This is a genomic window from Marinobacter sp. DSM 26671, assembly GCF_900112835.1.
GTDB lineage: Bacteria > Pseudomonadota > Gammaproteobacteria > Pseudomonadales > Oleiphilaceae > Marinobacter > Marinobacter flavimaris.
This window is the reverse complement of sequence record NZ_FONF01000008.1, coordinates 73983-98930: the sequence shown is the minus strand read 5'-3', so window position 1 is coordinate 98930 and position 24948 is coordinate 73983. Positions and strand designations below refer to the sequence as shown.

At 58.4% G+C, this 24948-nt stretch carries 19 protein-coding genes; 14 read left to right on the top strand and 5 right to left on the bottom strand.

From position 1 onward, the window contains the following. Nucleotide 1: 1 nt before the first annotated feature. On the bottom strand, nt 2-1042 hold the full coding sequence (locus tag BM035_RS10950) for a succinylglutamate desuccinylase (protein WP_241956259.1): 1041 nt from the start codon (nt 1040-1042) through the stop codon (nt 2-4). Further along, nucleotides 1039-2523: a hypothetical protein gene (locus BM035_RS10945; RefSeq protein ID WP_008172091.1), complete on the bottom strand. Its 1485-nt coding sequence runs from the start codon at nt 2521-2523 to the stop codon at nt 1039-1041. Before BM035_RS10945 ends, BM035_RS10950 begins: the two co-directional genes overlap by 4 nt. A 256-nt stretch (nt 2524-2779) precedes the next feature. Here BM035_RS10945 and cysP point away from each other — a divergent pair, with 256 nt between their 5' ends. From cysP to BM035_RS10910, 7 genes are all read left to right on the top strand, one after another. Continuing rightward, nucleotides 2780-3814, top strand: coding sequence for a thiosulfate ABC transporter substrate-binding protein CysP (gene cysP, locus BM035_RS10940; protein WP_014576774.1), 1035 nt, complete (start codon nt 2780-2782; stop codon nt 3812-3814). Between the two features lie 18 nt (nt 3815-3832). Then, nucleotides 3833-4705: a sulfate/thiosulfate ABC transporter permease CysT gene (cysT, locus tag BM035_RS10935; RefSeq protein WP_062784811.1), complete on the top strand. Its 873-nt coding sequence runs from the start codon at nt 3833-3835 to the stop codon at nt 4703-4705. 3 nt (nt 4706-4708) lie between these two features. Then, nucleotides 4709-5539 carry a sulfate ABC transporter permease subunit CysW gene (gene cysW, locus BM035_RS10930; protein WP_053114946.1) on the top strand — a complete coding sequence of 277 codons (831 nt, stop codon included), beginning with the start codon at nt 4709-4711 and terminating at the stop codon, nt 5537-5539. Between the two features lie 9 nt (nt 5540-5548). Beyond that, nucleotides 5549-6640: a sulfate/molybdate ABC transporter ATP-binding protein gene (locus BM035_RS10925; protein ID WP_092031843.1), complete on the top strand. Its 1092-nt coding sequence runs from the start codon at nt 5549-5551 to the stop codon at nt 6638-6640. Between the two features lie 129 nt (nt 6641-6769). Further along, nucleotides 6770-9169, top strand: coding sequence for a Lon protease family protein (locus BM035_RS10920; RefSeq protein ID WP_092031840.1), 2400 nt, complete (start codon nt 6770-6772; stop codon nt 9167-9169). Further along, the gene (locus BM035_RS10915) at nt 9162-10028 is read left to right on the top strand and encodes a universal stress protein (RefSeq protein ID WP_254775480.1); all 867 of its coding nucleotides are present in this window, start codon (nt 9162-9164) and stop codon (nt 10026-10028) included. The genes BM035_RS10920 and BM035_RS10915 overlap by 8 nt, the downstream gene beginning before the upstream one ends. Nucleotides 10029-10061: 33 nt before the next feature. Beyond that, on the top strand, nt 10062-10787 hold the full coding sequence (locus tag BM035_RS10910) for a ZIP family metal transporter (protein WP_092031834.1): 726 nt from the start codon (nt 10062-10064) through the stop codon (nt 10785-10787). Nucleotides 10788-10796: 9 nt separating this feature from the next. Here BM035_RS10910 and ftsH read toward each other — a convergent pair whose 3' ends face one another. From ftsH to ggt, 3 genes are read right to left on the bottom strand one after another with little or no spacing between them, the layout of a single operon-like run. Then, nucleotides 10797-12710, bottom strand: coding sequence for an ATP-dependent zinc metalloprotease FtsH (gene ftsH / locus BM035_RS10905; RefSeq protein ID WP_092031831.1), 1914 nt, complete (start codon nt 12708-12710; stop codon nt 10797-10799). Further along, complete coding sequence (locus BM035_RS10900) at nt 12707-12955, bottom strand: thiamine-binding protein (protein ID WP_014576785.1); 249 nt, start codon at nt 12953-12955, stop codon at nt 12707-12709. Before BM035_RS10900 ends, ftsH begins: the two co-directional genes overlap by 4 nt. A gap of 40 nt (nt 12956-12995) precedes the next feature. After that, nucleotides 12996-14759 carry a gamma-glutamyltransferase gene (gene ggt, locus BM035_RS10895; protein WP_092031829.1) on the bottom strand — a complete coding sequence of 588 codons (1764 nt, stop codon included), beginning with the start codon at nt 14757-14759 and terminating at the stop codon, nt 12996-12998. Nucleotides 14760-14902: 143 nt separating this feature from the next. On the opposite strand from ggt, the gene purU reads away from it, so the two are divergent. From purU to cmk, 7 genes are all read left to right on the top strand, one after another. Continuing rightward, nucleotides 14903-15757 carry a formyltetrahydrofolate deformylase gene (gene purU, locus BM035_RS10890; RefSeq protein WP_008172070.1) on the top strand — a complete coding sequence of 285 codons (855 nt, stop codon included), beginning with the start codon at nt 14903-14905 and terminating at the stop codon, nt 15755-15757. Nucleotides 15758-15883: 126 nt separating this feature from the next. After that, nucleotides 15884-18505 carry a DNA gyrase subunit A gene (gene gyrA / locus BM035_RS10885; RefSeq protein ID WP_014576789.1) on the top strand — a complete coding sequence of 874 codons (2622 nt, stop codon included), beginning with the start codon at nt 15884-15886 and terminating at the stop codon, nt 18503-18505. Nucleotides 18506-18556: 51 nt separating this feature from the next. Continuing rightward, the gene (gene serC / locus BM035_RS10880) at nt 18557-19639 is read left to right on the top strand and encodes a 3-phosphoserine/phosphohydroxythreonine transaminase (RefSeq protein ID WP_092031826.1); all 1083 of its coding nucleotides are present in this window, start codon (nt 18557-18559) and stop codon (nt 19637-19639) included. Between the two features lie 2 nt (nt 19640-19641). Beyond that, nucleotides 19642-20739: a prephenate dehydratase gene (gene pheA, locus BM035_RS10875; protein WP_008172067.1), complete on the top strand. Its 1098-nt coding sequence runs from the start codon at nt 19642-19644 to the stop codon at nt 20737-20739. A 45-nt stretch (nt 20740-20784) separates the two neighbouring features. After that, nucleotides 20785-21909 carry a histidinol-phosphate transaminase gene (hisC, locus tag BM035_RS10870; RefSeq protein WP_092031823.1) on the top strand — a complete coding sequence of 375 codons (1125 nt, stop codon included), beginning with the start codon at nt 20785-20787 and terminating at the stop codon, nt 21907-21909. 1 nt (nt 21910) lies between these two features. Beyond that, complete coding sequence (locus tag BM035_RS10865) at nt 21911-24139, top strand: bifunctional prephenate dehydrogenase/3-phosphoshikimate 1-carboxyvinyltransferase (protein ID WP_092031820.1); 2229 nt, start codon at nt 21911-21913, stop codon at nt 24137-24139. Then, nucleotides 24139-24819, top strand: coding sequence for a (d)CMP kinase (gene cmk / locus BM035_RS10860; RefSeq protein WP_008172064.1), 681 nt, complete (start codon nt 24139-24141; stop codon nt 24817-24819). Before BM035_RS10865 ends, cmk begins: the two co-directional genes overlap by 1 nt. Nucleotides 24820-24948 lie beyond the last annotated feature (129 nt).

Here is a 24948-nt window from a genome sequence, read left to right as displayed (position 1 = left end):
GTCAGAAAATGGGCTCACCAGTCGCCTTGACCGCGTAGAAGAGGCAATCACTCTTCGCAATCACCGGATTGGTGGTGATCATAAAGGCTTTGATGGCCTGCGCGGGGAAGATTTGCCCCTCTCTGACCTGAAAAACCTGCCCCATGTTCTCGGTCCGGTTATGGCCGATGGCGTTGAGTACACTGAGGCCTTTTTTTCCAATCCATCCCAGCGGCTCATTTGGCGATACGATCCCGAAATTTCGGTGTTCGATGTCTGGTGGCAAAGTGAGGTCAGCCCGGCCGGAGGGTTCAGTAAGATATTCTATGGTTGCTTCCGGAACCAGCTCCACCCGAATCGGATTTCTTAGTACCTCCACGTCCCACTCCGCCTTTTCGAGTGATAACACGTCTGGCCTTGAGGCATACCGCACGAGGCCCTCATACGCCAATTGATGGGCCTGATCATCTTGGGACCCACCACATTCGATGGTTACCGTTGGGACTTCCTGCTCGGAGTATTCCATCAGGGCGCCGAGGCGAAGATCTGTCATTATGAGGCGGTCTGTGAACAGAGAGGTCAACGCCTGGTGGGCCGCATCATTGGTGATGGTCACCGCGAAGGAGGGGCCCGTGCCTGAGGTGTTGTGTACGTCCAGCAGGCACTCTGGTTTCGCTTTGTGCAACTCTGCCAGCATGGCCTTTGCGATCGCACCTTCTTCTCCCTCAAACGGCTCTTTGAAACACCGGTTCAGATCACGTCCTTCCGACAACTGGCGCAGTGAGAGCATGGGTGGGATCTTCGCCGGGTAGACGCCTCCCAGCAGAAACAGCATGTTGACATCGGGGGTATGCTGCTCAAGTAGCCACCTGTGAAGGGCAAACAGACCTGAAGGCTCATTGCCGTGAAGCAGCGTTGCCATGGCTCGGGTCCGGGAGCGATCACGACCGGCAACACGAATAATCGTGGGCTTTTGTAGCTGGTCCAACCACTCAAGGGCGGAGCGGCCCAGGGTCCGGGGCGAGGGATCATTCAAATAATCAAGGACGTTCGAGTTACTCACGGCGACAATGTCCATTCATGGAGCGGCGTATTTGTCTTCTGGTTGGCCATGTACAGGGAGAGCATGGTCTGGAAGGCCTCGTCGGGGCTCAGGGATTTGAACAGGGATTCGGTGATTTGGCGTTGCCACCGGGCGCCCGACATGGCGGTTTCAATGCGGCCTTCGATAATTCCCAGCAAGCGGTGAATTTCTGACTCGTCCACGGCTGTTTGTGCCAGTGCGTCCCGGGCGCGGGGTAGCAGATCCCGGGCCACGTTTAACAGGGGCGTATCCTGCAACTGAACCTGATTCTTGTGTGGCCATATGATTTCTGCGCCAACGCCATATTTCGCGGCGCGGTAGAAGTTGTGTTCCGTGTAATGGAAGGGAAGTATCGACGTCAGATGATGAATATCATCAAGGACTGCCAGCGCAGCGCCAATTATGAACAGCCCGTTCGCACACATATCAGCAGCCGTAGGGCCTGCGGGCATTGAGCGAATCTCGATGCGCAGGTGGCCGCCTTCGGTATGGTCGTAGATGGCACGGTTCCAGGGCCAGGTGGTTCCCTGGTGCAGTCGCAGTTCAGCCAGTTTCGGCACATCACCGCGATCAATCACCGCCATCGGGTCTTCCTCCGACATCAGTGGAATGATGGGCGGATAGAGCGATGCCGAGGCGGCAAAGAGTTCCCAGGCGCTGCGTGTCCAGCCATTGCCGTAGTATACCCGTGGCGGATGGCGCCAGGTTTTATGGTTGGGCGATCGGCTGTCGATGGATTGCTTGAACAGGGCAATGCGGGTTTCGTCCCACAGGTGGTGGCCGAACAGGCTGGGTGAATTGCTGGCCAGAGCGAGGACAACCGGCGTGACCAGTTGGACCGCATTGAAGTAATCGGCAAAACGGTGTGCGGGCACCCGCCAGTGAAGCTGGAAGGACGTGTTTGCTCCTTCCATATAGACGTCGTCAGCTTCCAGATTGATAACGTCGTTACCACCAATATGGATGCTGAATGGCTCTCCCCGTTGCTGGATCAGCGCTTTGGATAACGCATGATAGCGGGGCTCGTCTGTCATTGCCTTCGCACCCATATCAGACTGGCGAAGCGTGGGCAGAATGCCGATCGGCACCAGTTCTCCATCCAGTGATGCGGCGTGCTGGTTGATCCGTTGGATCGCAGAGAGCAACTCCTGCTCTGTTCTGGCGAAGGGAGAGCCCTTGAAAGCCTGGGGGCTGAGATTGTATTCGAGATTGAAGCGGTTAAGCTCAACCGTCAGTTGAGGGTCCTGAACGCGGGCGGCGATTTCGGTGTTGATAGGTTGAACGCGCAGGGCCGGGTTTACGATGTAGAACTCTACCTCGGCTCCGATGGAGCTTGCGCCTTCGCCAAAGCCGGGCCTGTTCAGAAGACGAGTAAGTGCCTTGAGATCCGTCCTGACCTTGGCGGCAAAACGTTCAAACTCTTCCGGCGCAAACTCTGTTGTCTTGATCGACAGTCCCACGGCAACGTCTTCTCTAGCGCTGACTTACCTTGATAGTAGTGGAAGATGCGCTGTACACCACCTCAGCGACGCTAAATCATCGGTAGGGTTTTCAATGGTGATTTATATAGCTCAAAGTTATTAAAGGAGTTATAAATCATCTAGGTGGAGTATTGTTGTTCCTAGGTGACTACTTTATCTTTGCGTTCTAAGAAAACGCCGACCTATTCCTCTGGCGTATATAAAGATTCCGAGTTAACTGGGAGCTCTGCCGACTATGCCGAATTCGATTTTTTCCGGTTCCAAAGCCCGTAAGGGCCTGTGGTTCAGTGCGCTGGCACTGGCGTTCTCGCTAACAGGGCCGGCTTCTGCCCAGGAGCGTGAGCTTCTGAACTCATCCTACGACATTGCCCGCGAGCTGTTTGCCGAATACAACGTTCTTTTCCAGGACTATTGGAAAGAAAAAACCGGCGAAACCGTCGATATCCAGCAGTCACACGCTGGCTCTTCCAAGCAAGCGCGCGCCATCCTGCAGGGGCTGGGTGCGGATGTGGTTACCTACAACCAGGTCACCGACGTAAACATTCTGGCCGAGCGCGGCAACCTGATTCCCGAGGACTGGGCATCACGCCTGCCAAATAACAGCTCTCCGTACTATTCCACCATGGCGTTCCTGGTGCGCGAGGGTAACCCCAAGAATATCCAGAACTGGGATGATCTGATCCGCGAAGATGTCGAACTGATCATGCCGAACCCGAAAACCTCCGGTAACGGCCGCTACACCTACCTGGCGGCGCTGGGTTTTGCCCAGGACAAGTTCGGTGACGACCAGGAGAAGATTGATGCCTTCCTCAGCGACCTGCTGGGCCAGGTTAAGGTATTCGACTCCGGCGGTCGTGGTGCCACCACCACGTTTGTGGAGCGGGGCCTGGGTGATGTGCTGCTGACCTTCGAATCCGAAGTGAACAACATCCCGGCCCTGAACCCGGACAAGAACTTCCAGGTCGTGGTCCCGAAAGTGAGTTTCCTGGCCGAGTTCCCGGTGACCTGGATCGACAAGAACATCGAGAAGAAGGGCACGGAAGAACTGGCCCAGGCCTACTTGAAGCATCTTTACTCCGAAGAAGCCCAGCGCATGCTGGCTGGCTTCAACTACCGGGTGCACAACGAAACCGTGAAAGCGGAAGTGGCTGACAAGTTCCCCGAACTGAAGCTGATGCCGATTCAGGACATCGCCGGCAGCTGGGAAAATGCCATGGAGACCCACTTTGCCAGTGGCGGCAAACTGGATCAGTTGCAACGTCGCCGCTAAGGGATGCGCAGCTGATTCATGGCCACCACTGACGTTTCGGGGCGCCCGTCAAAGCGGCTGAGCGCTCCCGCCACCAAACGCGTTTTGCCGGGGTTCGGACTGAGCCTCGGCATTTCGCTTTTCTTTATCAGCCTGGTGCTGCTTCTGCCCATCAGCGGCCTGTTTATCCGTGCCGCCGGCATGGGGTGGGAGCAGTTCTGGTTTGTGATCACCGATCCGCGGGTGGTTGCGTCCTATAAAGTCACCGCACTGGCAGCCCTGGCAGCTTCCCTGTTCAACTGCGTGTTCGGCCTGCTGATGGCCTGGGTGCTGGTGCGTTACGAGTTTCCCGGTAAGCGGCTGCTGGATGCAATCATGGATCTGCCTTTCGCGCTGCCAACCGCCGTGGCCGGCATCACACTGGCAACCCTGTTTGCCGAGAACGGCTGGTATGGGCAGTATCTCGCCGATCTGGGTATTGAAGTGGCATTCACACCGCTGGGTATTGTGGTGGCGATGGCCTTCACCAGTGTGCCGTTTGTGGTGCGCACGGTTCAGCCGGTACTGGAGGAAATGGCGCCGGAGGATGAAGAAGCCGCTATGAGCCTGGGTGCTTCGGACATGACGGTCTTTCGGAAGATCCTGTTCCCGACACTCTGGCCGGCTGTGGTGACCGGGGGTGCGCTTTCGTTTGCCCGCAGCCTTGGGGAATACGGCGCGGTTATTTTTATTGCCGGCAACTCACCCTACATCAGTGAAGTGATCAGTTTGATGATCTTTGTTCGTCTGGAGGAATACGATTTTCCGGCGGCCAGTGCCATTGCCGCAGTGGTTATGACGGTATCGCTGTTGCTGCTCCTGGCGATCAACGTCTGGCAGGGGCGCTATCTCAAGCGCCTGCACGGAGGTTAGGGTATGGCTGCGCGTAAACATCGCCGCGTTGGCGACAGCCCGCTGGTTCGTCGCACTCTGATCGGAATCGCCGTCGGCCTGACGGTGCTTCTGCTGTTCATGCCCCTGGTGCTGATTTTTGTGCAAGCGTTTGCCGAGGGCTGGGCCGGTTACGTCAGCAATATTCTCAACGAGTACACGCTTCATGCCATTGGCCTGACGCTCGTGGTTGCGCTGCTCACGGTACCGTTGAACATGGTGTTCGGCGTGTTCCTGGCCTGGCTGGTGACCCGCTTCCGGTTCCCCGGGCGCAAGCTGCTGACCACATTGATTGATATTCCGTTCGCCGTATCTCCAGTGGTTGCCGGACTGCTTTTCCTGCTGCTCTACGGCAGCAATGGCTGGGTGGGGCAGTGGCTCGGTGAATACGACATTCAACTGATGTTCTCCTGGCCCGGCATCGTGATGGTCACCGTGTTTGTGACCTGTCCGTTTGTGGCGAGAGAACTGATTCCGCTGATGCAGCAACAGGGTCGGGAAGAGGAAGAGGCCGGCGTGGTGCTGGGCGCGTCCGGCTGGCAGCTGTTCCGACGCGTGACCCTACCGAACATTCGCTGGGCGCTTCTTTACGGCGTGATCCTCACCAACGCCCGGGCTGTAGGCGAGTTCGGTGCCGTGTCGGTAGTCTCCGGCAACATCCGGGGCGAGACCAATACGCTGCCGTTGCAGGTAGAGCTGCTTTACCAGGATTACAACACCGTGGGCGCCTTTGCAGCTTCTTCGCTGCTTGCAGGCATTGCGCTGATCACGCTCGTCGTAAAGGCCATCGTTGAATGGCGTCAGAGTCGTAACTAAGGGTTTCCAATGAGCATCGAGATACAGGGTATCAACAAGTTTTTCGACAAGTTCCAGGCCCTGCATGACATCAATCTGACCATTCCGGATGGCCAGCTCACGGCATTGCTGGGCCCTTCCGGTTCGGGCAAGACCACGCTGCTGCGGATCATTGCCGGCCTGGAAACTCCCGAAGAGGGCCGAATCCGGTTCAGCGGCAAGGATGTGACCGATCTGCATGTGCGGGACCGGCGTGTGGGGTTTGTGTTCCAGCACTATGCGTTGTTTCGTCACATGACAGTGGCCGAGAACGTGGCCTTTGGCCTCAATGTGCTTCCGCGCAAGGAGCGTCCCGGCAAGCCCGAGATCCGCAAGCGGGTAAAAGACCTGCTGGAAATGGTGCAGCTGGAACACCTGGCCGACCGCTACCCCGCGCAGCTTTCAGGTGGGCAGAAGCAACGCATCGCCCTGGCGCGGGCCATGGCCATGCGCCCGGAGATTCTTCTGCTGGATGAGCCCTTCGGAGCGCTTGATGCCAAGGTGCGAAAAGACCTTCGCCGCTGGCTGCGCAGCCTCCATGACGAGCTGCATTTCACCAGTGTTTTCGTGACCCACGATCAGGAGGAGGCCCTGGAGCTCTCCGACCAGGTGGTGGTGATGAGCAATGGCCGGATTGAACAGGTTGATACGCCCTTGGAGCTTTATGGCCGCCCGGACAGTCGCTTTGTGTTCGAATTTCTGGGCCAGGTGAATGTGTTGTCCGGCAAGGTCCGCGACGGCGTCATGAGCCAGGGCGACGCCTGGATTCGCTTGCCCGAAGGCTGTGAAAACGACGACGCCCAGCTCTATCTGCGGCCCCACGAGGTGCGGCTGACTCAGGCTGCCAGTGATCAGGCCCACCTGCCATTTCGCATAGAGGCCATCAACCTGATTGGTGCGGAAGTGCGGATCGAACTCAAGCCCGATGGGTGGGAGTGTGAAGAGTTGTGGGAGGTTGGCATCAGCCATACTGAGTTCAACGCCCGCCAGCCCCAGCGGGGCGACCGCTGCTTTGCGGTGCCGGATGTCGGGCATTTGTTCTGCGAACACGTGGCGGAACCCAAGACCCTCGAGTGGCGCTAATTCGACGATTGTTGGAGCGGGGCGCCCGCCATAATCTATAGTTTCCTGATGTGGGGCGAAGCCCCCGAATTACTCGTGTGATTGAATCGACGCATTCCATCGCAGCGTTGAAACCATCAGGAGACTGTAATGCCGCTACCCGCCCCATTGACCGAAAGCCAGGTCTATCACGGTTGCCCGGAAGAAAAACTGGATTTCGTTACCACCGATGACCTTCAGGACCTTGAGCGTCCTTACGGTCAGGATCGGGTTCTGAGGGCGCTTGAGTTTGGCGCGGGCATTCAGGCGGATGGTTTTAATCTCTTTGTCCTGGGGCCATCGAGAGCGGGCAAGCACGAACTCGTTGAGCGCTTTCTCTCCACGCACGCTTCCTCTCAGCCAGTTCCCTCGGATTGGTGCCATGTCTACAACTTCCGTTTTTCAGACCGACCCAATGCCATCAAGCTGGCGGCTGGAGAGGGGCGTCAGTTCAAAAATGATATGAGCGACCTCGCGGAAGAGCTAGGTACCGCTATTCCGGCTGCTTTCGAAAGCGAGGAATACCAGGGCCGGTTACAGCAACTGCAGGAAGAAATGGCGAAGCGCCAGCATCAGGGCCTCTTTGATATTCAGGAGGAGGCTGCTCGCAATAACATTGCGATGATCACGACACCGGCCGGTTTTACCTTCGCACCCAAGCGAAATGGTGAGGTGATTGACCCTGAGGAATATAAGAACTTCTCCGATGACGAGAAAGAATTGATTGAGTCCAAGGTTGAGGATCTGCAGAAGAAACTGCAGCAGACCATTCAGCAGATTCCCAGGATGAGAAAGGAAGTGCGAGAGCGTGTCCACGCCCTCAATGAAGAGATGGTGCAGCTGACCCTGGGCGGACCGATCGGGGAATTGAGGGAAAAGTGGTCGCATCTGCCACATGTTGTCGACTATCTGGATGCCGTTCGCGAAGACGTAGTGGAGCATGCGGAAGCCTTCCAAGACAGCGATAACGGGCCACCGGCCGGTCTGCTGGCCCGGTACAAGGTCAATTTGCTGGTCGATAATGCCGAGACAGTCGGCGCGCCGGTTATCTATGAGGACCTCCCAAACCATCAGCACCTGGCCGGGCAGATCGAACATCGGGCCCGGCAGGGAACTCTGTATACGGATTTCACCCTGATTCGCGGCGGCTCCATGCACCGGGCCAATGGCGGCTACCTCATTATTGATGCCCGGCGTGTGCTGACCCAGCCATTGGCCTGGGAGAGCCTGAAGCGAATCTTGTCTTCGGGTGAGATTCGTATCGAGTCACTGGAAAGGCTTTATGGCCTGGCGAGTACGGTCAGTCTGCAACCGGAGCCGATTCCGGTATCGGTCAAGGTGGTTCTGCTCGGGGACCGGATGCTGTATTACCTGCTGTCCCATTATGATCCGGACTTCCTGGACCTGTTCAAGGTAGAGGCAGACTTTGAGGACGATCTTGAACGGAATGATAAATGCTACGAACTCTACGCCCGAATGATCGCCACCATGGCCCGGGCCCTAAAAATACGGCCGCTGGAGCGCAGCGCCGTGGCCAGGCTGATCGAGCATGCGAGCCGGTTGGCAGCGGACCAGCGCAAACTGACTGCCCACGACCGGGTGCTCCGGGACATTCTGAGTGAGGCAGACCACTGGGCCGGCCAGGCAGGCGCCGAGACTGTCGAAGCCAGCCATCTCCAGCAGGCCATTGATGAGCGGGAATACCGGGCCAGCCGGGTCCGGGAACGAAGTCGTGAGCAAATCAGCCGGGGGGTGGTGATGATTGCCACCGCCGGAGAGGAAGTGGCCCAGGTGAATGGCCTTTCGGTACTCAGGCTCGGGGCGTCCATGTTTGGCCAGCCTACCCGGATTACCGCCACTGCCCGCCCGGGCAAGGGGCAGGTGGTGGATATCGAGCGCGAGGCAAAGCTTGGCGGCCCCATTCACAGCAAGGCCGTGATGATTCTTTCCCGGTTTCTTGCGAGCCGATACGCCGGCGACGGCGAACTTTCCCTGTCTGCGAGTCTGGCCTTTGAGCAATCCTACGGTGGTGTTGAGGGTGACTCCGCTTCGGTGGCAGAAACCTGTGTACTGCTTTCAGCCATTTCCCGGGTGCCACTGAAGCAGTCCTTCGCCGTGACAGGTTCCATGAACCAGCATGGTGAAGTTCAGGCCGTGGGTGGCGTAAACGAGAAGATCGAGGGCTTTTTCGATGTCTGCAAGGAAGCCGGCGACATTCGCGGGCAGGGCGTTCTGCTGCCCGCAAGCAACGTTGAACACCTTATGCTGAGAGCCGATGTGAGGCAGGCGATCGCCGAAGACCGGTTCCGAATTTATCCGATTTCACGCATCAATGAGGCGATTGAGCTTTTAACCGGCCTTGAGGCCGGAGAGCCGGACAGCAGTGGCGAGTTTCCAGAGAACAGCTTCAACCGCAAGGTTGCCGAGCGCCTCGAGAAGTTCGCGGAGGCCAGCAAGAAGCGGGACGAGAACGGAGATGCGAACGGCAGTGGAGGCAAGGAACGTGACTGATACACGAGCAACCCAGGCTGATGCTGCCGCTACAACCGGTCGTGTTCTGGTGCTTTTGGACGGTTCGAAAATGAGTTACGCCGCCTTGCAGGCTGCGGCCGAGATTGCCGCGAATACAGGTGCCGATGTGCTGGGCGTGTTTGTTGAGGAACTGAACCAGTTGCGAAGCGCTGGCTATGGTTTTGCCCGCGAGGTGGGCGCGTCGTCCGGTATCAGTCGACCGTTTACTGCTGGCGAGGTTGAACAGAGAATGCAAAGGTTGGCGAACGAGGCTCGCCGGGCGCTTGCTGGTGCCGTAGCGCCTTACGGTGGCAGGCATACCTTAAGTGTCGCCCGGGGGCATGTGATTGATGAGGTACTGGCGCTCGCCGGCCCCCAGGACCTTCTGGTAATGGGCCGGGTTGGTTGGTCCTCAGCGCCCGGGGCGCGATTGGGCTCCACGGCAAAAGGCCTTGTTCGTCGTTCCCGGGGCAGGGTGTTGCTATGGTGTGAAGGTCGGGCCGAACCTCTGGGCAGGGTTGTGGTGTTTCTCAATGATCACCAGGAGGCCAACGGCCGTGCTGTCCAGGCAGCCGCTGAGGTGATTCGTCACTCTCATCGGCCCGTGACGCTGATGCTGGGGGCTGATTCTGCTATTCCATCAGACGACCTGAAAGGCGTCGTGCAGGACTTGGGTATTCAGGAATCGGAGCTTCGTGTAAGGTCTCTGCCGTCAACGGATCCGGTAGTTGTGGCCGGGATTCTGCGACAGGAAAGGGCGGTCCAGTTGGTGCTAAGCCGGGACTGCACACTGCTTCAGGAGCCCGGCGCGGAGCAATTGCTGGTGGCCCTGAATCTTCCCGTCACGGTCACGCCCTGAATGTCCCCGGTCGTTCCATAGGTCTGATACCCGATGTTCAAGGACATTCTCTACATTGTTGGCCTGACCGTCCTTGCCGGCGCTTGCATTCCTCTGGGCGGCCTGGTCGCCAGCTTCGAACGGATCCGCCCCAATTGGCTGGAGCAGGAGTTCCGCCATTTTCTGATCGCGTTAGGTGGGGGGATTCTGCTTGGTGCGGTTTCAGTGGTCCTGATTCCGGAAGGGCAGTCCAGCATGGGCGACTCTCTCTGGGCGATTCCTGCCATTATTGCCGGTGGGCTTCTTTTCTTTGGTATTGAGCGCATTCTTGGCTTGAAACGGCGCGAGTCTCCGCAGCTGATGGGCGTGATGCTCGACTTTATTCCTGAAGCAACTGCTTTGGGCGGACTGGCAGTCGTGAGCCCGGAAACGGCTGTACTCATGGCTGTGTTAATCGCGATGCAGAACTTGCCTGAAGGCTTCAATGCCTATCGGGAGTTGGCCAGATTGCCCGGTTACACCTCCGGGAAAACCCTGGTGTTCATGGCCTGCCTTGTGATTACCGGACCGCTGGCCGGCTTGCTCGGATATTTTTTCCTGTCCGAGCGCCCTGTAGTATTGGGCGCAATCATGCTGGTCGCTTCAGGCGGTATTCTCTACCTGATTTTTCAGGATATTGCGCCACAATCCAGGCTTGACAATCACTGGGCGCCGCCGCTGGGTGCAGTGGTGGGGTTCTGCCTAGCGTTGTTCAGCCATGACTTATTGGGCCAGGTCTGATCTGGTCGTTCAGGCAATTTCGCGGGCGTCTTCCTTGCTCAGGATTTTCTCGACATCTTCGGCAGACAGGGTTTCGCTCTTCAATACGGCTTTTGCCAGTGCTTCCAGCTGGTTACGATGCCCCGTCAGGAAGTCCAGGGTCGCTTTTTCCAGGGCCAGCAGCTGGGACTGGATTTCCCCATCGATCATCTCCGCCATCTTTTCGCTGAATTCCCTTGGCATGCCCATTTCCCGTCCAAGGAAGACATGTTCCTCGCCGATGTTCAGGCCCAGCGGGCCAATCTTTTCGCTCATGCCCCATTGGCCGATCATCTTGCGTATCAGCGCGGTGGCTTCCTTGAGGTCGTTCTGGGCGCCGGTGGAGACTTCGCCATAGATCAGTTTTTCTGAGCAGCGGCCGCCAAGCATCACCTTGATCCGATCCTTAAGGTAGCTCTCGGTATAGGTGTAGTGATCTTCCTTGGGTGTCTGTTCAGTCACTCCCATAGCCATGCCATGAGGGATGATGGTCAATTTAGTGAGTGGGTCTGCGTTGGGCATGTAGTAGGCCATGATGGCATGACCGCATTCGTGGTACGCAACCGCCTCGCGCTCCTGCGGGTTGAGCTTGGTATCTCGTTCTTCGCCAAGAATGATCCTGTCCCGGGCCAGCTCAAAGCAATGGGCGTTCACTTCGTGCAGGCTTTCGCGGGCTGCGGTGAGGGCTGCCTCATTCACAAGGTTCTTGAGATCCGCACCTGAAAAGCCGATGGTGCGAGCGGCCAGTTGATCCAGGTCGACATCATTCGCCAGGGGGACCTTTCGCACGTGAACGGCCAGGATCGCCGCGCGGGCCTCCTTGTGGGGGCGGTCGAGAGTGATCTTGCGGTCAAAACGGCCCGGGCGGAGCAGGGCACTGTCGAGTACGTCCGGCCGGTTGGTGGCAGCCAGTACCAGAACATTTTCGTGAGCCTCGAAACCGTCCATTTCCGTGAGGATCTGGTTCAGTGTCTGCTCTCGTTCATCATGGCCACCACCCAGGCCCGCACCACGTGATCGGCCAATGGCATCCAGTTCGTCGATGAAAATCAGCGCCGGCGCGTCTTTCCGGGCTTCCTTGAACATGTCCCGAACCCGCGCGGCGCCGACACCCACGAACATCTCGATGAATTCCGAGGCGCTGATGCTGTAGAAGGGCACTTCGGCTTCGCCGGCGATGGCCCGGGCCAGTAGTGTCTTGCCGGTGCCCGGCGGGCCGACCAGAAGCACGCCCTTGGGCATGACGGCACCCAGTGCCCGGTATTTTTCGGGAGATTTCAGGAAATCGATGATCTCGGCAATTTCCCGCTTGGCGGATTCAATGCCGGCCACGTCATCCAGGGTGGCGGTAGAGGTTTCCTTGTGGGCCCGCCGTGCCTTGGAGCGGCTAAAATCAAACGGGCCGCCACCCTGTGTCATGCGTTTCTGCGCCGCACCCCAGAACCAGAACATCAGCGCCAGCAGCAGGATCCAGGGCAGGAAGCCGCGAATCATTTCCTGCCACCAGGGCAGACCTGATGGCGTGGCCCGAATGGTGACACTGTGCTCTTCAAGAAGGTTGAGCAGCGACGGGTCTTCCATGGGCGGGCGGATGGTATGGAAACCGGGCGTGCTGGTGTGGGGTGGGCTGTCAGAGCTGAAATCGGCTGCACCGCTGTCGGTGAACAAGCCGGTAATGGCTTCTTCTTTCAACGTGACTTCTGCCACCTGATTGTTCACAACAGCCGTCTTGAATTCCGAGTAGGCGAGGTCCTGAAGCCGCGGTTGTCCGCCATCCTGCAGCCAGAGCACCATCAGGAAGATGGCAGCGCTCAGCCAAAGGAACGCATACTGGTTCGGAATGACCGGTTGCTGGTTCTGATCCGGTTTCTGTTGCTGGTTGTCTGGCCCACTCGGTGCTGTCATTTCGGTCTCCGGTCGCCCTCCATGATCTTCGCCACGAAGACAGATTTGCCGTAGGTCTCGAACGACCATTTCATGGTGTCCGAGAGCACGCCCATAACCTCATCATAGTCGCCGAAAATCTCGGTGCTCATTCGCCCCGGGTAGACTTCCAGTCCGGTCTGCTCCAGGCGCGCGATCAGGTCTTTGATTGGCTGCTTGTACTCCTCTTTCAGGGGATAGCAGCTCAGTTGTACAGAAAGATACATAAAGCCTCCATTCAGGTCAGTGACCCTGGTCAATTGCCCGTTAATAGCCCATGGCCGACGAAGTGCTCCTCCTCGGGTCAGCGCCACCATTGAGAACACCGTCTTCGTCAATCAGGATGCTCTGGATGGCGCCCATGGCTGATCCACCGGCCACCGTGTGCCCCCGCTCCTGCAGAAGCCGGATGGTGTCGGGGCTGATGCCCTGTTCGATCCGGATTTCATCCGGCAGCCACTGGTGGTGCATGCGCGGCGCGCTCACGGCGGTCTGGATATTCATTCCATGATCAATCACATTGAGGATCACCTGCAAGGTGGTGGTAATGATCCGGGAGCCTCCGGGGCTGCCGGTCACCAGAACGTTCTTGCCATCCTTCTTAACGATAGTGGGCGACATGGAGCTCAGCATGCGTTTGCCTGGCTCGACCTTGTTGGCTTCGCCGCCGATCAGGCCATAGGCGTTGGGTACACCGGGCTTGGCACTGAAGTCGTCCATTTCGTTGTTAAGCAGGAATCCAGCGCCTTCCACCGTAATGCCTGACCCGTAACTGAAATTGATGGTGTAGGTGTTGGACACGGCGTTGCCCCATTTATCCACAACGGAAAAATGGGTGGTTTCAGGGCTTTCCCAGGCAGCCGGCTGGCCGGGATCGATGTCGCTGGCCGGTCGTGCCCTGTCCGGATCAATGCCTTTGCGCAGTTCTTCTGCGTAGCCTTTGCTGGTTAACCCGGCCAGCGGCACCTCCACATAATCCGTGTCGCCAAGGTATTTTGAACGGTCGGCGTAGGCCAGTTTCATGGCTTCGGCCATGTGATGAATCGCATCAGCGGAGTTATGGCCAAACTCGGCCATCGGGAAGCCTTCCAGGATATTCAGGATCTGGACAATGTGCGTGCCACCGGAGGAGGGCGGCGACATCGAGAAAATATCGTACCCGCGATAGTTGCCGTGAACCGGCGCCCGGACAACCGGGCGATAGTCTTTCAGGTCCTGGTGCGTGATGAGGCCGCCATTCCGTTCCATTTCGCTGGCAATCAGATCGGCGGTTTCGCCTTCGTAAAAGCCTTTCACGCCGTTGTCGGCAATGCGCTGGAGTGTTGCCGCCAGTTCCGGCTGTCGAAAGCGTTCCCCGGGCTGCCAGGCGCTGCCGTCTTCCTTATAAAAGGTGTCACGGGTGGCGGGCCATCGCTCGAGTCTCTCCCGGGCCTGCTCCAGACCTTCAGTAAAACGCTGGGGCACTACGAAACCGTCTTGGGCCAATTTGATGGCCGGCGCCAGTGCCTGCTTGAGGGTAATGGTGCCGTGCCGCTCCAGCGCCAGTGCAAGGCCGGCAACCGTGCCCGGAACCCCTGCGGCCAGATGGGTAAAACGACTGCGGTTCCTGACCACCTCGCCGGATTCGTCCTGGAACATGGTTTCTGTGGCGGCAGCGGGCGCTTTTTCGCGATAATCAATGGCTTCCGGATCTGATCCGTCGCCCCTGGAAATCAGCATGAAACCGCCACCGCCAATGTTGCCGGAACGGGGCTGGGTGACAGCGAGTGCAAAACCGGCGGTAACGGCTGCATCGATTGCATTGCCGCCGTTTTTCAGCACTTCCAGAGCCACCTCGGTGGCCAGTGTATGGCTGGTGGCAACCATGCCCTGGGTTGCGGTAACCGGGTGAAACCGCTCACCCTCGAGAATGGCCTGTCCGAAGGCCGGCGCGGTGGTGATGAAAAAGGTCAAGGCGGCCGCAATCGAAAGGCGGCCTGAGCGCCCCGTGGCGAGGTTTTTGATTGTGCGTTGGTAGAGGCCTCTGTCCATATCTCCATTCCTCGTTTCTGGCGTTCAGATAGGCTATGATAGCCGGTCATTTTCATAGGTGCGTACCGTTAACCTGCCGTTAATGTCGGCGGTGATTCCCCGACGCACCTGCTTTCCCGGATTTCAGTTAAGGAAAGGCTTTCATGGAGCATACCTATCGTCTTGTGATTTCCTGCCCCGACCGGGTGGGAATTGTCGCCAAGGTGAGTAATTTTCTGTCGACATACAATGGCTGGATTACCGAGGCGAGTCACCATTCCGACACGCAAACCGGCTGGTTTTTCATGCGGCACGAGATCAAGGCCACCTCGATTCCGTTCGGTCTGGACCAGTTCCGCGCCGCGTTTGAGCCGATTGCCCGCGAATTCAATATGAACTGGCACATTGCCGACTCGGCCCAGCCCAAGAAAGTCATCCTGATGTGCAGCAAGGAATCCCATTGTGTGGCTGATCTGCTGCACCGCTGGCACAGCAAGGAGATCAATGCCGAGATCGTGGCGGTCATCTCCAACCACGACGACCTGCGCCGGATGGTGGAGTGGCATGAGATTCCCTACCACCACGTGCCGGTAAGCAAGGAAAACAAAGAGGAAGCTTTCGCCCATATTGATGAGCTGTTCCAGAAATATGAGGCCGATGTGGTGGTGCTGGCGCGCTACATGCAGATCCTTCCTGGCGAGCTCTGCGAGAAATACTCCGGCAAGGTGATCAATATCCATCACAGCTTCCTGCCGTCTTTCGCCGGTGCACGCCCCTATCACCAGGCCTACAGCCGCGGTGTTAAGCTGATTGGTGCCACCTGCCACTACGTGACTCAGGACCTCGACGAGGGCCCGATCATCGAGCAGGACGTTATCCGGATCACCCACAGCGACTCTATCGAGGATATGGTTCGCCTGGGTAAGGATGTGGAAAAGAACGTGTTGGCCCGGGGCCTGCGCTCACACATTGAAGACCGGGTGATCACCTACGAAAACAAGACAGTGGTGTTTGATTAAGGCTGCCTCACAGTTGCCCCGGAAAGGGTGCGACTGTGGTAGACTTGGCGGCTTGTTGAAGAATAACTATGGGGCCCGGAAACGGCCCCGATACGACTTCCAGATAACGCAAAGGAACCTTTCTCGATGGGTGAGTTAGCCAAAGAGATCCTGCCGGTCAATATTGAAGACGAGTTAAAACAGTCCTACCTCGATTACGCCATGAGCGTGATCGTCGGGCGGGCGCTTCCGGATGTGAGGGATGGCCTCAAGCCGGTTCACCGCCGCGTTCTGTTCGCCATGTCCGAACTGAACAACGACTGGAACAAGGCCTATAAGAAGTCCGCCCGTGTGGTGGGTGATGTTATCGGTAAATACCACCCCCACGGTGACTCTGCGGTATACGACACCATCGTACGTATGGCCCAGCCGTTCTCCCTGCGGTATCCGCTGGTTGACGGCCAGGGTAACTTCGGTTCCATTGACGGTGACAACGCGGCTGCCATGCGTTACACCGAGATCCGCATGGAGAAGATCGCTCACTCCCTGCTGGCGGATCTGGACAAGGAAACCGTCGATTTCGTTGACAACTACGACGGCACCGAGCGGATTCCCGAGGTTCTGCCCACCCGGGTTCCCAATCTCCTGGTGAATGGTTCCTCCGGTATTGCCGTTGGTATGGCCACCAATATTCCGCCGCACAATCTGACGGAAGTCGTGAATGGCTGCCTGGCGCTGATTGATAACCCGGACCTGACCATCGATGAGCTGATGGAATTCATTCCGGGCCCGGATTTCCCGACCGAGGGCATTATCAATGGTCGTGCCGGCATTGTAGAGGCCTACCGCACCGGCCGCGGCCGCATCTATATCCGTGCCCGTCACGAGATCGAGCACGACAACAAGACCAATCGCGATGCCATCATCATCACCGAGCTGCCGTATCAGCTGAACAAGGCCCGCCTGATCGAGAAGATCGCGGAGCTGGTGAAAGAAAAGCGTCTTGAAGGTATCTCCGAGCTGCGGGACGAATCCAACAAGGAAGGTATCCGGGTGGTGATCGAACTGCGTCGGGGTGAGAACCCGGACGTTGTGGTCAACAACCTGTTTGCCCAGACCCAGCTTGAAACCGTATTCGGCATCAACATGGTTGGCCTGATCAACGGCGAGCCAAAAACCCTGAACCTGAAGCAGCTGCTGGATGCGTTCGTTCGTCACCGCCGTGAAGTGGTGACCCGCCGGACCATCTACGAACTGCGCAAAGCCCGTGAGCGTGGCCACATTCTGGAAGGTTTGACGGTTGCCCTGGCCAACATCGACGAGATTATCGAGCTGATCAAGGCCTCGCCGTCCGCCGCCGAAGCGAAGGAAAAACTGATTGCCAAGGGCTGGTCGCCGGGCGATGTCATGGCCATGCTGGAACGTGCCGGCCAGGACGCCTGCCGTCCGGACGACCTGCCAGAGATCTATGGGCTGCGTGAAGGTCTGTATCATCTGTCACCGGAACAGGCCCAGGCCATTCTGGACTTGCGTCTGCATCGCCTGACCGGTCTGGAAACCGAGAAGCTCCAGAACGAATACAAGGAAATTCTCGACAAGATTGCCGATCTGCTGGACATCCTGGGCGACCCCGAGCGGCTGCTCCAGGTGATCCGGGAAGAGCTGGAAGCGATCGTTACCGAGTTCGGTGACGAGCGTCGTACCGAAATCACCAGCTCCCGTCGCGACCTGACCATCGCCGACCTGATTGATGAAGAAGACCTGGTGGTGACCATTTCCCACAGTGGTTACGCCAAGACCCAGGCAGTGGAAGACTACCAGGCTCAGCGTCGTGGTGGTCGCGGCAAGGCAGCAACCTCCATGAAGGATGAAGACTTTGTAGAGAAGCTGCTGGTTGCCAACTCCCACGACACGATTCTGTGTTTCTCCAACCGCGGCAAGGTTTACTGGTTGCGGGTCTTCGAGATTCCGCGTGCCAGCCGCGCCTCCCGCGGTCGGCCCATGGTGAACATCCTGCCGCTGGACGAAGGCGAGCGTATTACCACCTTCCTGCCAGTTCGGGATTATCCGGAAGACCAGTTCGTGCTGATGGCCACCTCGGCCGGTGTGGTCAAGAAAACGCCGTTGCCGAACTTCTCGCGTCCGCGCAGCAGCGGCCTGATTGCCCTGTCACTGGATGAGGGCGATACCCTGATCGGTGCAGCCATTACCAAAGGGGATGCCGAGGTCATGTTGTTCTCGACCGCTGGCAAGGCGGTGCGCTTCAACGAAGAAGCCGTTCGTCCCATGAGCCGGACAGCCCGTGGTGTTCGCGGTATCAAGATGCCGCAGGGTCACCATGTGGTGTCGCTGATCATTCCGCAGGACGGCGGGGTTATCCTGACTGCCTCCGAAAACGGCTACGGCAAGCGTACCGCCATTGACGAGTTCCCGACCTACAGCCGTGGCAGCCAGGGCGTTATCGCCATGCAGTGCTCCGAGCGTAACGGTAACCTGGTGACAGCCCTGCAGCTGTTCGACGGTGACGAAATGATGCTGATCTCTGACAAGGGCACGCTCGTGCGTACCCGGACAGACGAAGTGTCGGTTCTTAGCCGGAACACCCAGGGCGTTCGCCTGATCAAGCTGAGCCAGGAAGACGAGCGGCTGGTTGGCGTTGAGCGGATTGCGGAAACCGACGACGAAGAGCTCGACAGTGAAGGCAATCCGATTGTTGCCGACGAGAGCCCGGAAGAAGGCCAAGAAGGCGAGAGTGCCGGCGACGAATAAGCCGGCACTTGCCACAGACAGATTCAGCAAGACTTGAGAGAAAGCAGCAACATGAGCAGGGCGTATAACTTTTGTGCAGGTCCGGCCACCTTGCCGGAGAGCGTGCTTCGTCAGGCGCGGGATGAAATGCTCGACTGGCGCGGTACCGGCATGTCGGTGATGGAAATGAGCCATCGCAGCGACGAGTTTGTCCAGATTGCCGAAACTGCAGAAAAAGATCTGCGTGAACTGGCCGGCGTGTCGGACGACTACGCGGTTCTTTTCATGCAGGGTGGAGCGTCCAGCCAGTTTTCCACCATTCCTCTGAATCTGCTGGGCGAAAAAGGCTCTGCGGACTACGTAAACACTGGCATCTGGTCCAAGAAGGCCATTGCCGAGGCCAGTCGCTATGGCAAGGTGAACGTGGTGGCGAGTTCGGAAGACAGTGGCTTTACCACGATTCCGGATCAATCCTCCTGGCAGACCAGTACCGACGCGGCGTATCTCCACTACACGCCCAACGAGACCATCGGTGGCCTGGAATTCGGTTTTATTCCGGATAGCCCGGGCACGCCGCTGGTGGCCGACATGTCCTCATCAATGCTGTCGAGGCCGGTGGACGTCTCCAGGTTCGGTGTGATCTATGCCGGTGCCCAGAAGAACATCGGTCCTTCGGGATTGGTCGTGGTCATTATCCGCAAGGATCTCCTGGGCAAGGCCCGCAAGGAGACCCCGACCATGATGAATTATCAGGTGATCGCAGATAACGGCTCCATGTACAACACGCCGGCGACCTACTCCTGGTACCTGGCCGGTCTGGTGTTCAAGTGGCTGAAAGAGCAGGGCGGTGTGAAGGCCATGGGTGAGATCAACCTGCGCAAGGCCCGCAAGCTCTACGATTTCATCGATACCAACGAGTTCTACGCCAACCCCATCGACCCGCGGTTCCGCTCCTGGATGAACGTGCCATTCACGCTGGCGGATGATGCTCTGAACGGCGAATTCCTGAAGGGTGCCAATGCCCGTGGCCTACTGAACCTGGCCGGCCACCGTTCGGTTGGCGGGATGCGTGCGAGCATCTACAACGCGATGCCAGAAGCCGGTGTCGATGCTCTGATTGACTACATGACCGAATTTGCGAAGGAGCGTGGCTGATCATGAGTGATGAGCAGGTTCGGCTCGGAGAGCTGCGGGACGAGATCGATCAACTTGATCAGAAGATCATGGAGCTGATCAGTGCCAGGGCCGCCTGTGCCCAGGAAGTGGCGCACGTTAAAATGACCGCCAATCCGGGGCAGGACGTCTTTTTCTATCGCCCCGAGCGGGAGGCCCAGGTGCTTCGCCGCATCAAGGAACAGAATCCGGGGCCGCTGTCGGGTGAGGAAATGGCCCGTCTGTTCCGGGAAATCATGTCCGCCTGCCTGGCGCTGGAAAAGCCCATGCACATTGCCTTCCTGGGTCCGATAGGCACCTTCACACAGGCGGCAGCGCTCAAGCATTTTGGTCACTCGGTGGTCAGCGTGCCTTTGCCGGCCATTGATGCGGTATTCCGGGAGGTCGAATCCGGCGCTGCCCATTACGGCGTGGTGCCGGTCGAAAACTCGACCGAGGGTATGATTAACCACACCCTGGATATGTTCATGTCCTCGCCGCTGAAGATCTGCGGCGAGGTTCAGCTGCGGATTCACCATCATCTGCTTGTGTCTCCGAAGCATGGCGACCAGGAAATCACCCGGATTTATTCCCATCAGCAATCGTTTGCCCAATGCCGGCAATGGCTGGACACCCACCGCTACGGCATCGAGCGGGTTACCGTCTCCAGCAATGCGGAAGCGGCCCGGCGCGCAGCCGAGGAGCCCGGCACGGCGGCCATTGCCGGTGATATGGCGGCCGAGCTCTATGGCCTGCAGAAGCTGGCGAACAGTATCGAGGATCGCCCGGACAATACTACCCGCTTCCTGATCATTGGCCGGGAGGAAGTGCCGGCCAGTGGCCACGACAAGTCGTCTATCCTGGTGTCCATGCGCAACAAACCGGGGGCTCTGTATCAGCTCCTCGAGCCGTTCCATCGTCACGGGCTCAGCCTGACCAGAATCGAAACGCGGCCCTCGCCAAGTGGCACCTGGGCCTATGTGTTCTACATCGATTTTGAGGGACACATGGAAGACGAACAGGTCCGGAAGGTGCTGGCAGAAGTGGATGAAGAGGCCGTTGAGCTCAAACGCCTGGGTTCCTACCCGATTGGCGTTCTGTAAGTATCTGCACCTGCGTTTCTGAGCAAAGAGTGTCGAGGACGATTTATGGCTATTGATTACCAGAGCCTGGCGGTTCGCGGCGTACAGGCCCTCTCACCCTATCAGCCGGGCAAGCCGATTGAAGAGCTGGCCCGTGAGCTTGGCCTCAATCCGGCAGAGATCATCAAGCTGGCGAGCAACGAAAACCCGCTGGGGCCGAGCGAAAAAGCGCTGTCGGCAGCGCGGCAGGCGCTCTCCGAGCTTTGTCTGTATCCCGATGGCAACGGATTCAACCTGAAGCAGGCGCTGTCGAAGCGTCTGCACGTCGGGATGGATCAGATTACCCTTGGTAACGGCTCCAACGATGTACTGGAAGTCATTACCCGTTGTTTCGCCGATGCAGATTCCGAAGTGGTTTTCTCCCAGTACGCGTTCGCTGTCTACCCCCTTGTGACCCAGGCCATCGGTGCCAGGGGTGTGTCTGTGCCTGCCCGGGAATGGGGGCACGATCTGGACGCCATGGCTGCCGCGGTTACTGATCGCACTCGCCTCGTGTTTGTCGCCAACCCGAACAACCCGACGGGTACCGTTCACACGGCGGAAGCCATTGAGGCGTTCCTGAAGAAAATCCCCGAGAACGTGCTTGTGGTTCTGGATGAGGCCTACTGTGAATACCTGACCGGTGATCAATACCCGGACGGTGTCGAGCTGTTGGCCCGTTTCCCGAATCTCATCGTTTGCCGCACGTTCTCCAAAGCCTGGGGGCTGGCGGCTCTGCGGGTAGGTTACAGCATCTCCTCGCCGGCCATTGCAGACATTCTTAACCGGGTGCGTCAGCCGTTCAACGTGGATACAGTTGCCCTGTCTGCCGCCACTGCCGTTCTGGATGATGAGGATTACCTGCAGCGTGCCCGGGATGTGAATACGGCCGGTTTGCGTCAGTTGCAGGAAGCATTCGACCGGATGGGGCTCAGCTATATTCCGTCCGCCGGGAACTTTGTTGCCGTGGAAGTGGGGGAGCAGGCCATGGGCGTGTACCAGTCCCTTCTGGCTCACGGTGTGATTGTCCGGCCCATCGCGGGCTATGGCATGCCTCGACATCTTCGGGTGACTGTCGGCCTTCCGGAAGAAAACGAGCGCTTTATCGAGGCTCTGGCCCAGGCCCTGACCGCGTCGGGGCTCAGCGACTGATATGGCGTCTTCCGAGCCTCTGTTTGAGCGGGTGGCGGTCATCGGTCTGGGGCTGATCGGTGGCTCCCTGGCTTGTGCAATCCGGCGTAACGGGCTGGCGGGCACCGTTGTTGGCGCTGATCAGCGCACCGAGGAACTGCAACTCGGCATAGAGTTGGGTGTGATCGATCAGGCGGCGTCAACGGTGTCTGATGCAGTTCGTGGCGCGGACCTGGTTGTGCTTGCCGTTCCGGTACGAGCAACACGCGCGGTTCTTGAGCAGATTCGCCCGTCTCTGGAGCCGGACGCGATACTCACCGATGTCGGTAGTACCAAATCCAGCTTCGTAGCCGATGTTGAGGCCGTGTTCGGCGGCTTGTCGCCTCTGGTTATTCCCGGTCATCCCATTGCCGGTTCCGAGAAGAGTGGCATCCGGGCGGCAAATCCCGAGCTTTTCGCCAACCACAAGGTCATCCTTACGCCGCCGGACAATGTCAGCCAGCCCCACCTGGCTCGCCTGCAAGGGCTCTGGGAGGGCTGCGGTGCCACGGTGCTGACCATGTCGGTGGCGTATCACGATGAGGTGCTGGCAGCCACCAGCCACTTGCCTCACCTGATCGCGTTCTCCCTGGTAGATACCCTGGCGGGTGAAGATGAGAACATGGACATCTTCCGGTACGCCGCCGGTGGCTTCAGGGATTTCACCCGGATTGCGGCCAGCGATCCGGTGATGTGGCACGATATTTTTCTGTCGAACCGTGATGCGGTTCTTCGTGTCATTGACCACTTTACCCACGACCTCGAACAACTGCGCACTGCCATTGCCAATCAGGACAGTGCCACGTTGTTGCGGGTTTTCAGTCGCGCCAAGGCGGCGCGTGAACATTTTTCGAAGATGCTCTCAGGACAGGCTTACGTGACAAACAACAGTGAAAAGCAGGTAACGTTCCGTCTTCAGTCCGGTGGCGCGATCACCGGTGATATCCGGGTGCCCGGCGACAAGTCAATGTCGCACCGGTCCATCATGCTGGGTGCTCTGGCAGATGGCGTAACCGAAGTGAAAGGGTTTCTGGAGGGTGAAGACAGCCTGGCGACGCTCCAGGCATTCCGGGATATGGGCGTTACCATTGAAGGCCCGGACGACGGCTTTGTTCGCATCCATGGTGTTGGCATGCACGGGCTTCAGGCCCCCCGCGGGCCTCTGTATCTGGGTAACTCGGGAACCGCCATGCGGCTGTTCGCCGGTTTGCTGGCGGCCCAGCCCTTTGATTCCGAGCTGACCGGCGATGCGAGTCTCTCCGGTCGCCCGATGGGGCGGGTTGCCGATCCTCTCAGGGCGATGGGCGCCGTTATCGATACCGCAGAAGGGGGGCGCCCGCCACTGAAAATCCGTGGTGGCCAGAAGCTGTCCGGTATTCACTATGAAATGCCGGTGGCCAGTGCCCAGGTCAAATCGTGTCTTCTGCTGGCCGGGCTTTATGCCGAGGGCAGTACATCGGTGACCGAGCCGGCGCCTACTCGCGATCATACCGAGCGCATGCTGGCGGGCTTTGGCTACCACGTCCACCGCGATGGTGCGACCGCCAGTGTTAGTGGCGGCGGCAAATTGACGGCGACCAATATTGACGTCCCTGCCGATATTTCTTCGTCTGCATTTTTCCTGGTCGCGGCCAGTATCGCCCCGGGCTCCGATCTGATCCTTCGCCACGTTGGAATGAACCCGACCAGGGTTGGTGTGATCAACATCCTGAATCAGATGGGCGCCAATATCGAGATTCTGGACGAGCGCGAAATCGGTGGTGAGCCGGTTGCTGACCTTCGGGTCCGCTCGGCGGAGCTGCAGGGTATCGACATCCCTGAGGATCAGGTGCCCCTGGCCATCGATGAATTTCCGGTGCTATTCATCGCCGCGGCCTGCGCCAATGGTCGCACGGTTTTGCGTGGCGCTGAGGAACTCCGGGTCAAGGAAAGCGATCGGATCCAGGTGATGGCAGATGGCCTTGCTGCATTGGGCGTGGACACTACCGTAACCCCGGACGGCATTATTATCGATGGTGGTCAGACCATCGGTGGCGGTACCGTGAACAGTCACGGCGACCACCGCATCGCAATGTCCTTTGCGGTCGCTTCCCTGCGCGCTGCGGGTGACATTACAGTGAACGACTGTGCCAATGTGGCTACGTCTTTCCCCGGTTTTGTGGAACTTGCGCAAGGAACGGGAATCAATATCTCGGCCGAGGGGGCTGAATAATGGTTGATAGCAGTGCGCCGGTGATCACCGTGGATGGTCCCGGGGGTTCCGGCAAAGGCACGATTACCCAGATGCTGGCCCGAAAGCTGGGCTGGCATCTTCTGGACAGTGGTGCTCTTTATCGGCTGACGGCGCTGGCCGCGGCTCGCCAGGGCGTGTCCATGGATGATGAGAGCGGGCTGGTAAAAGTCGCCGCCGGACTGGATGTGGCGTTTGAGCCCACGCCGGCAGGTGAGCCGGTAAAAGTCGTTCTGGCAGGGCAGGACGTGACCGCAGATATACGTACAGAATCGGCGGGCGACAATGCTTCAAAGGTGGCTGTGATCCAGTCGGTCCGTGACGCCCTTTTGCAGCGCCAGCGGGACTTCCGGCAGGCGCCGGGCCTTGTGGCCGATGGCCGTGATATGGGGACCGTGGTGTTTCCGGACGCGCCGGTAAAAATCTTCCTGACGGCAAGCGCCGAGGAGAGGGCTCAACGGCGCTATAGCCAGTTGAAGGACGCGGGTGTCGATGTTAATATTGACGCCCTTTTAGAGGAGATACGGGTTCGTGATGAACGGGATATGAACCGTTCCGCAGCCCCTCTCAAGCCCGCAGATGATGCGCAAGTCATTGATTCTACGGGATTGAGTATAGAAGAGGTGTTAGACAGGTGTATGGCCGCAGCAGGTCAGGCCTGACTACACCTTTTTGTCGTTGAAATGCCGGATGTAGCGTTATCTGCCAGCCACAGGCTTAATCCGGAACTTGTTAACAGACCGTGTTGCTGGTGGCACGGAGTACACTTGCGTTGATCATATAGGACTCAT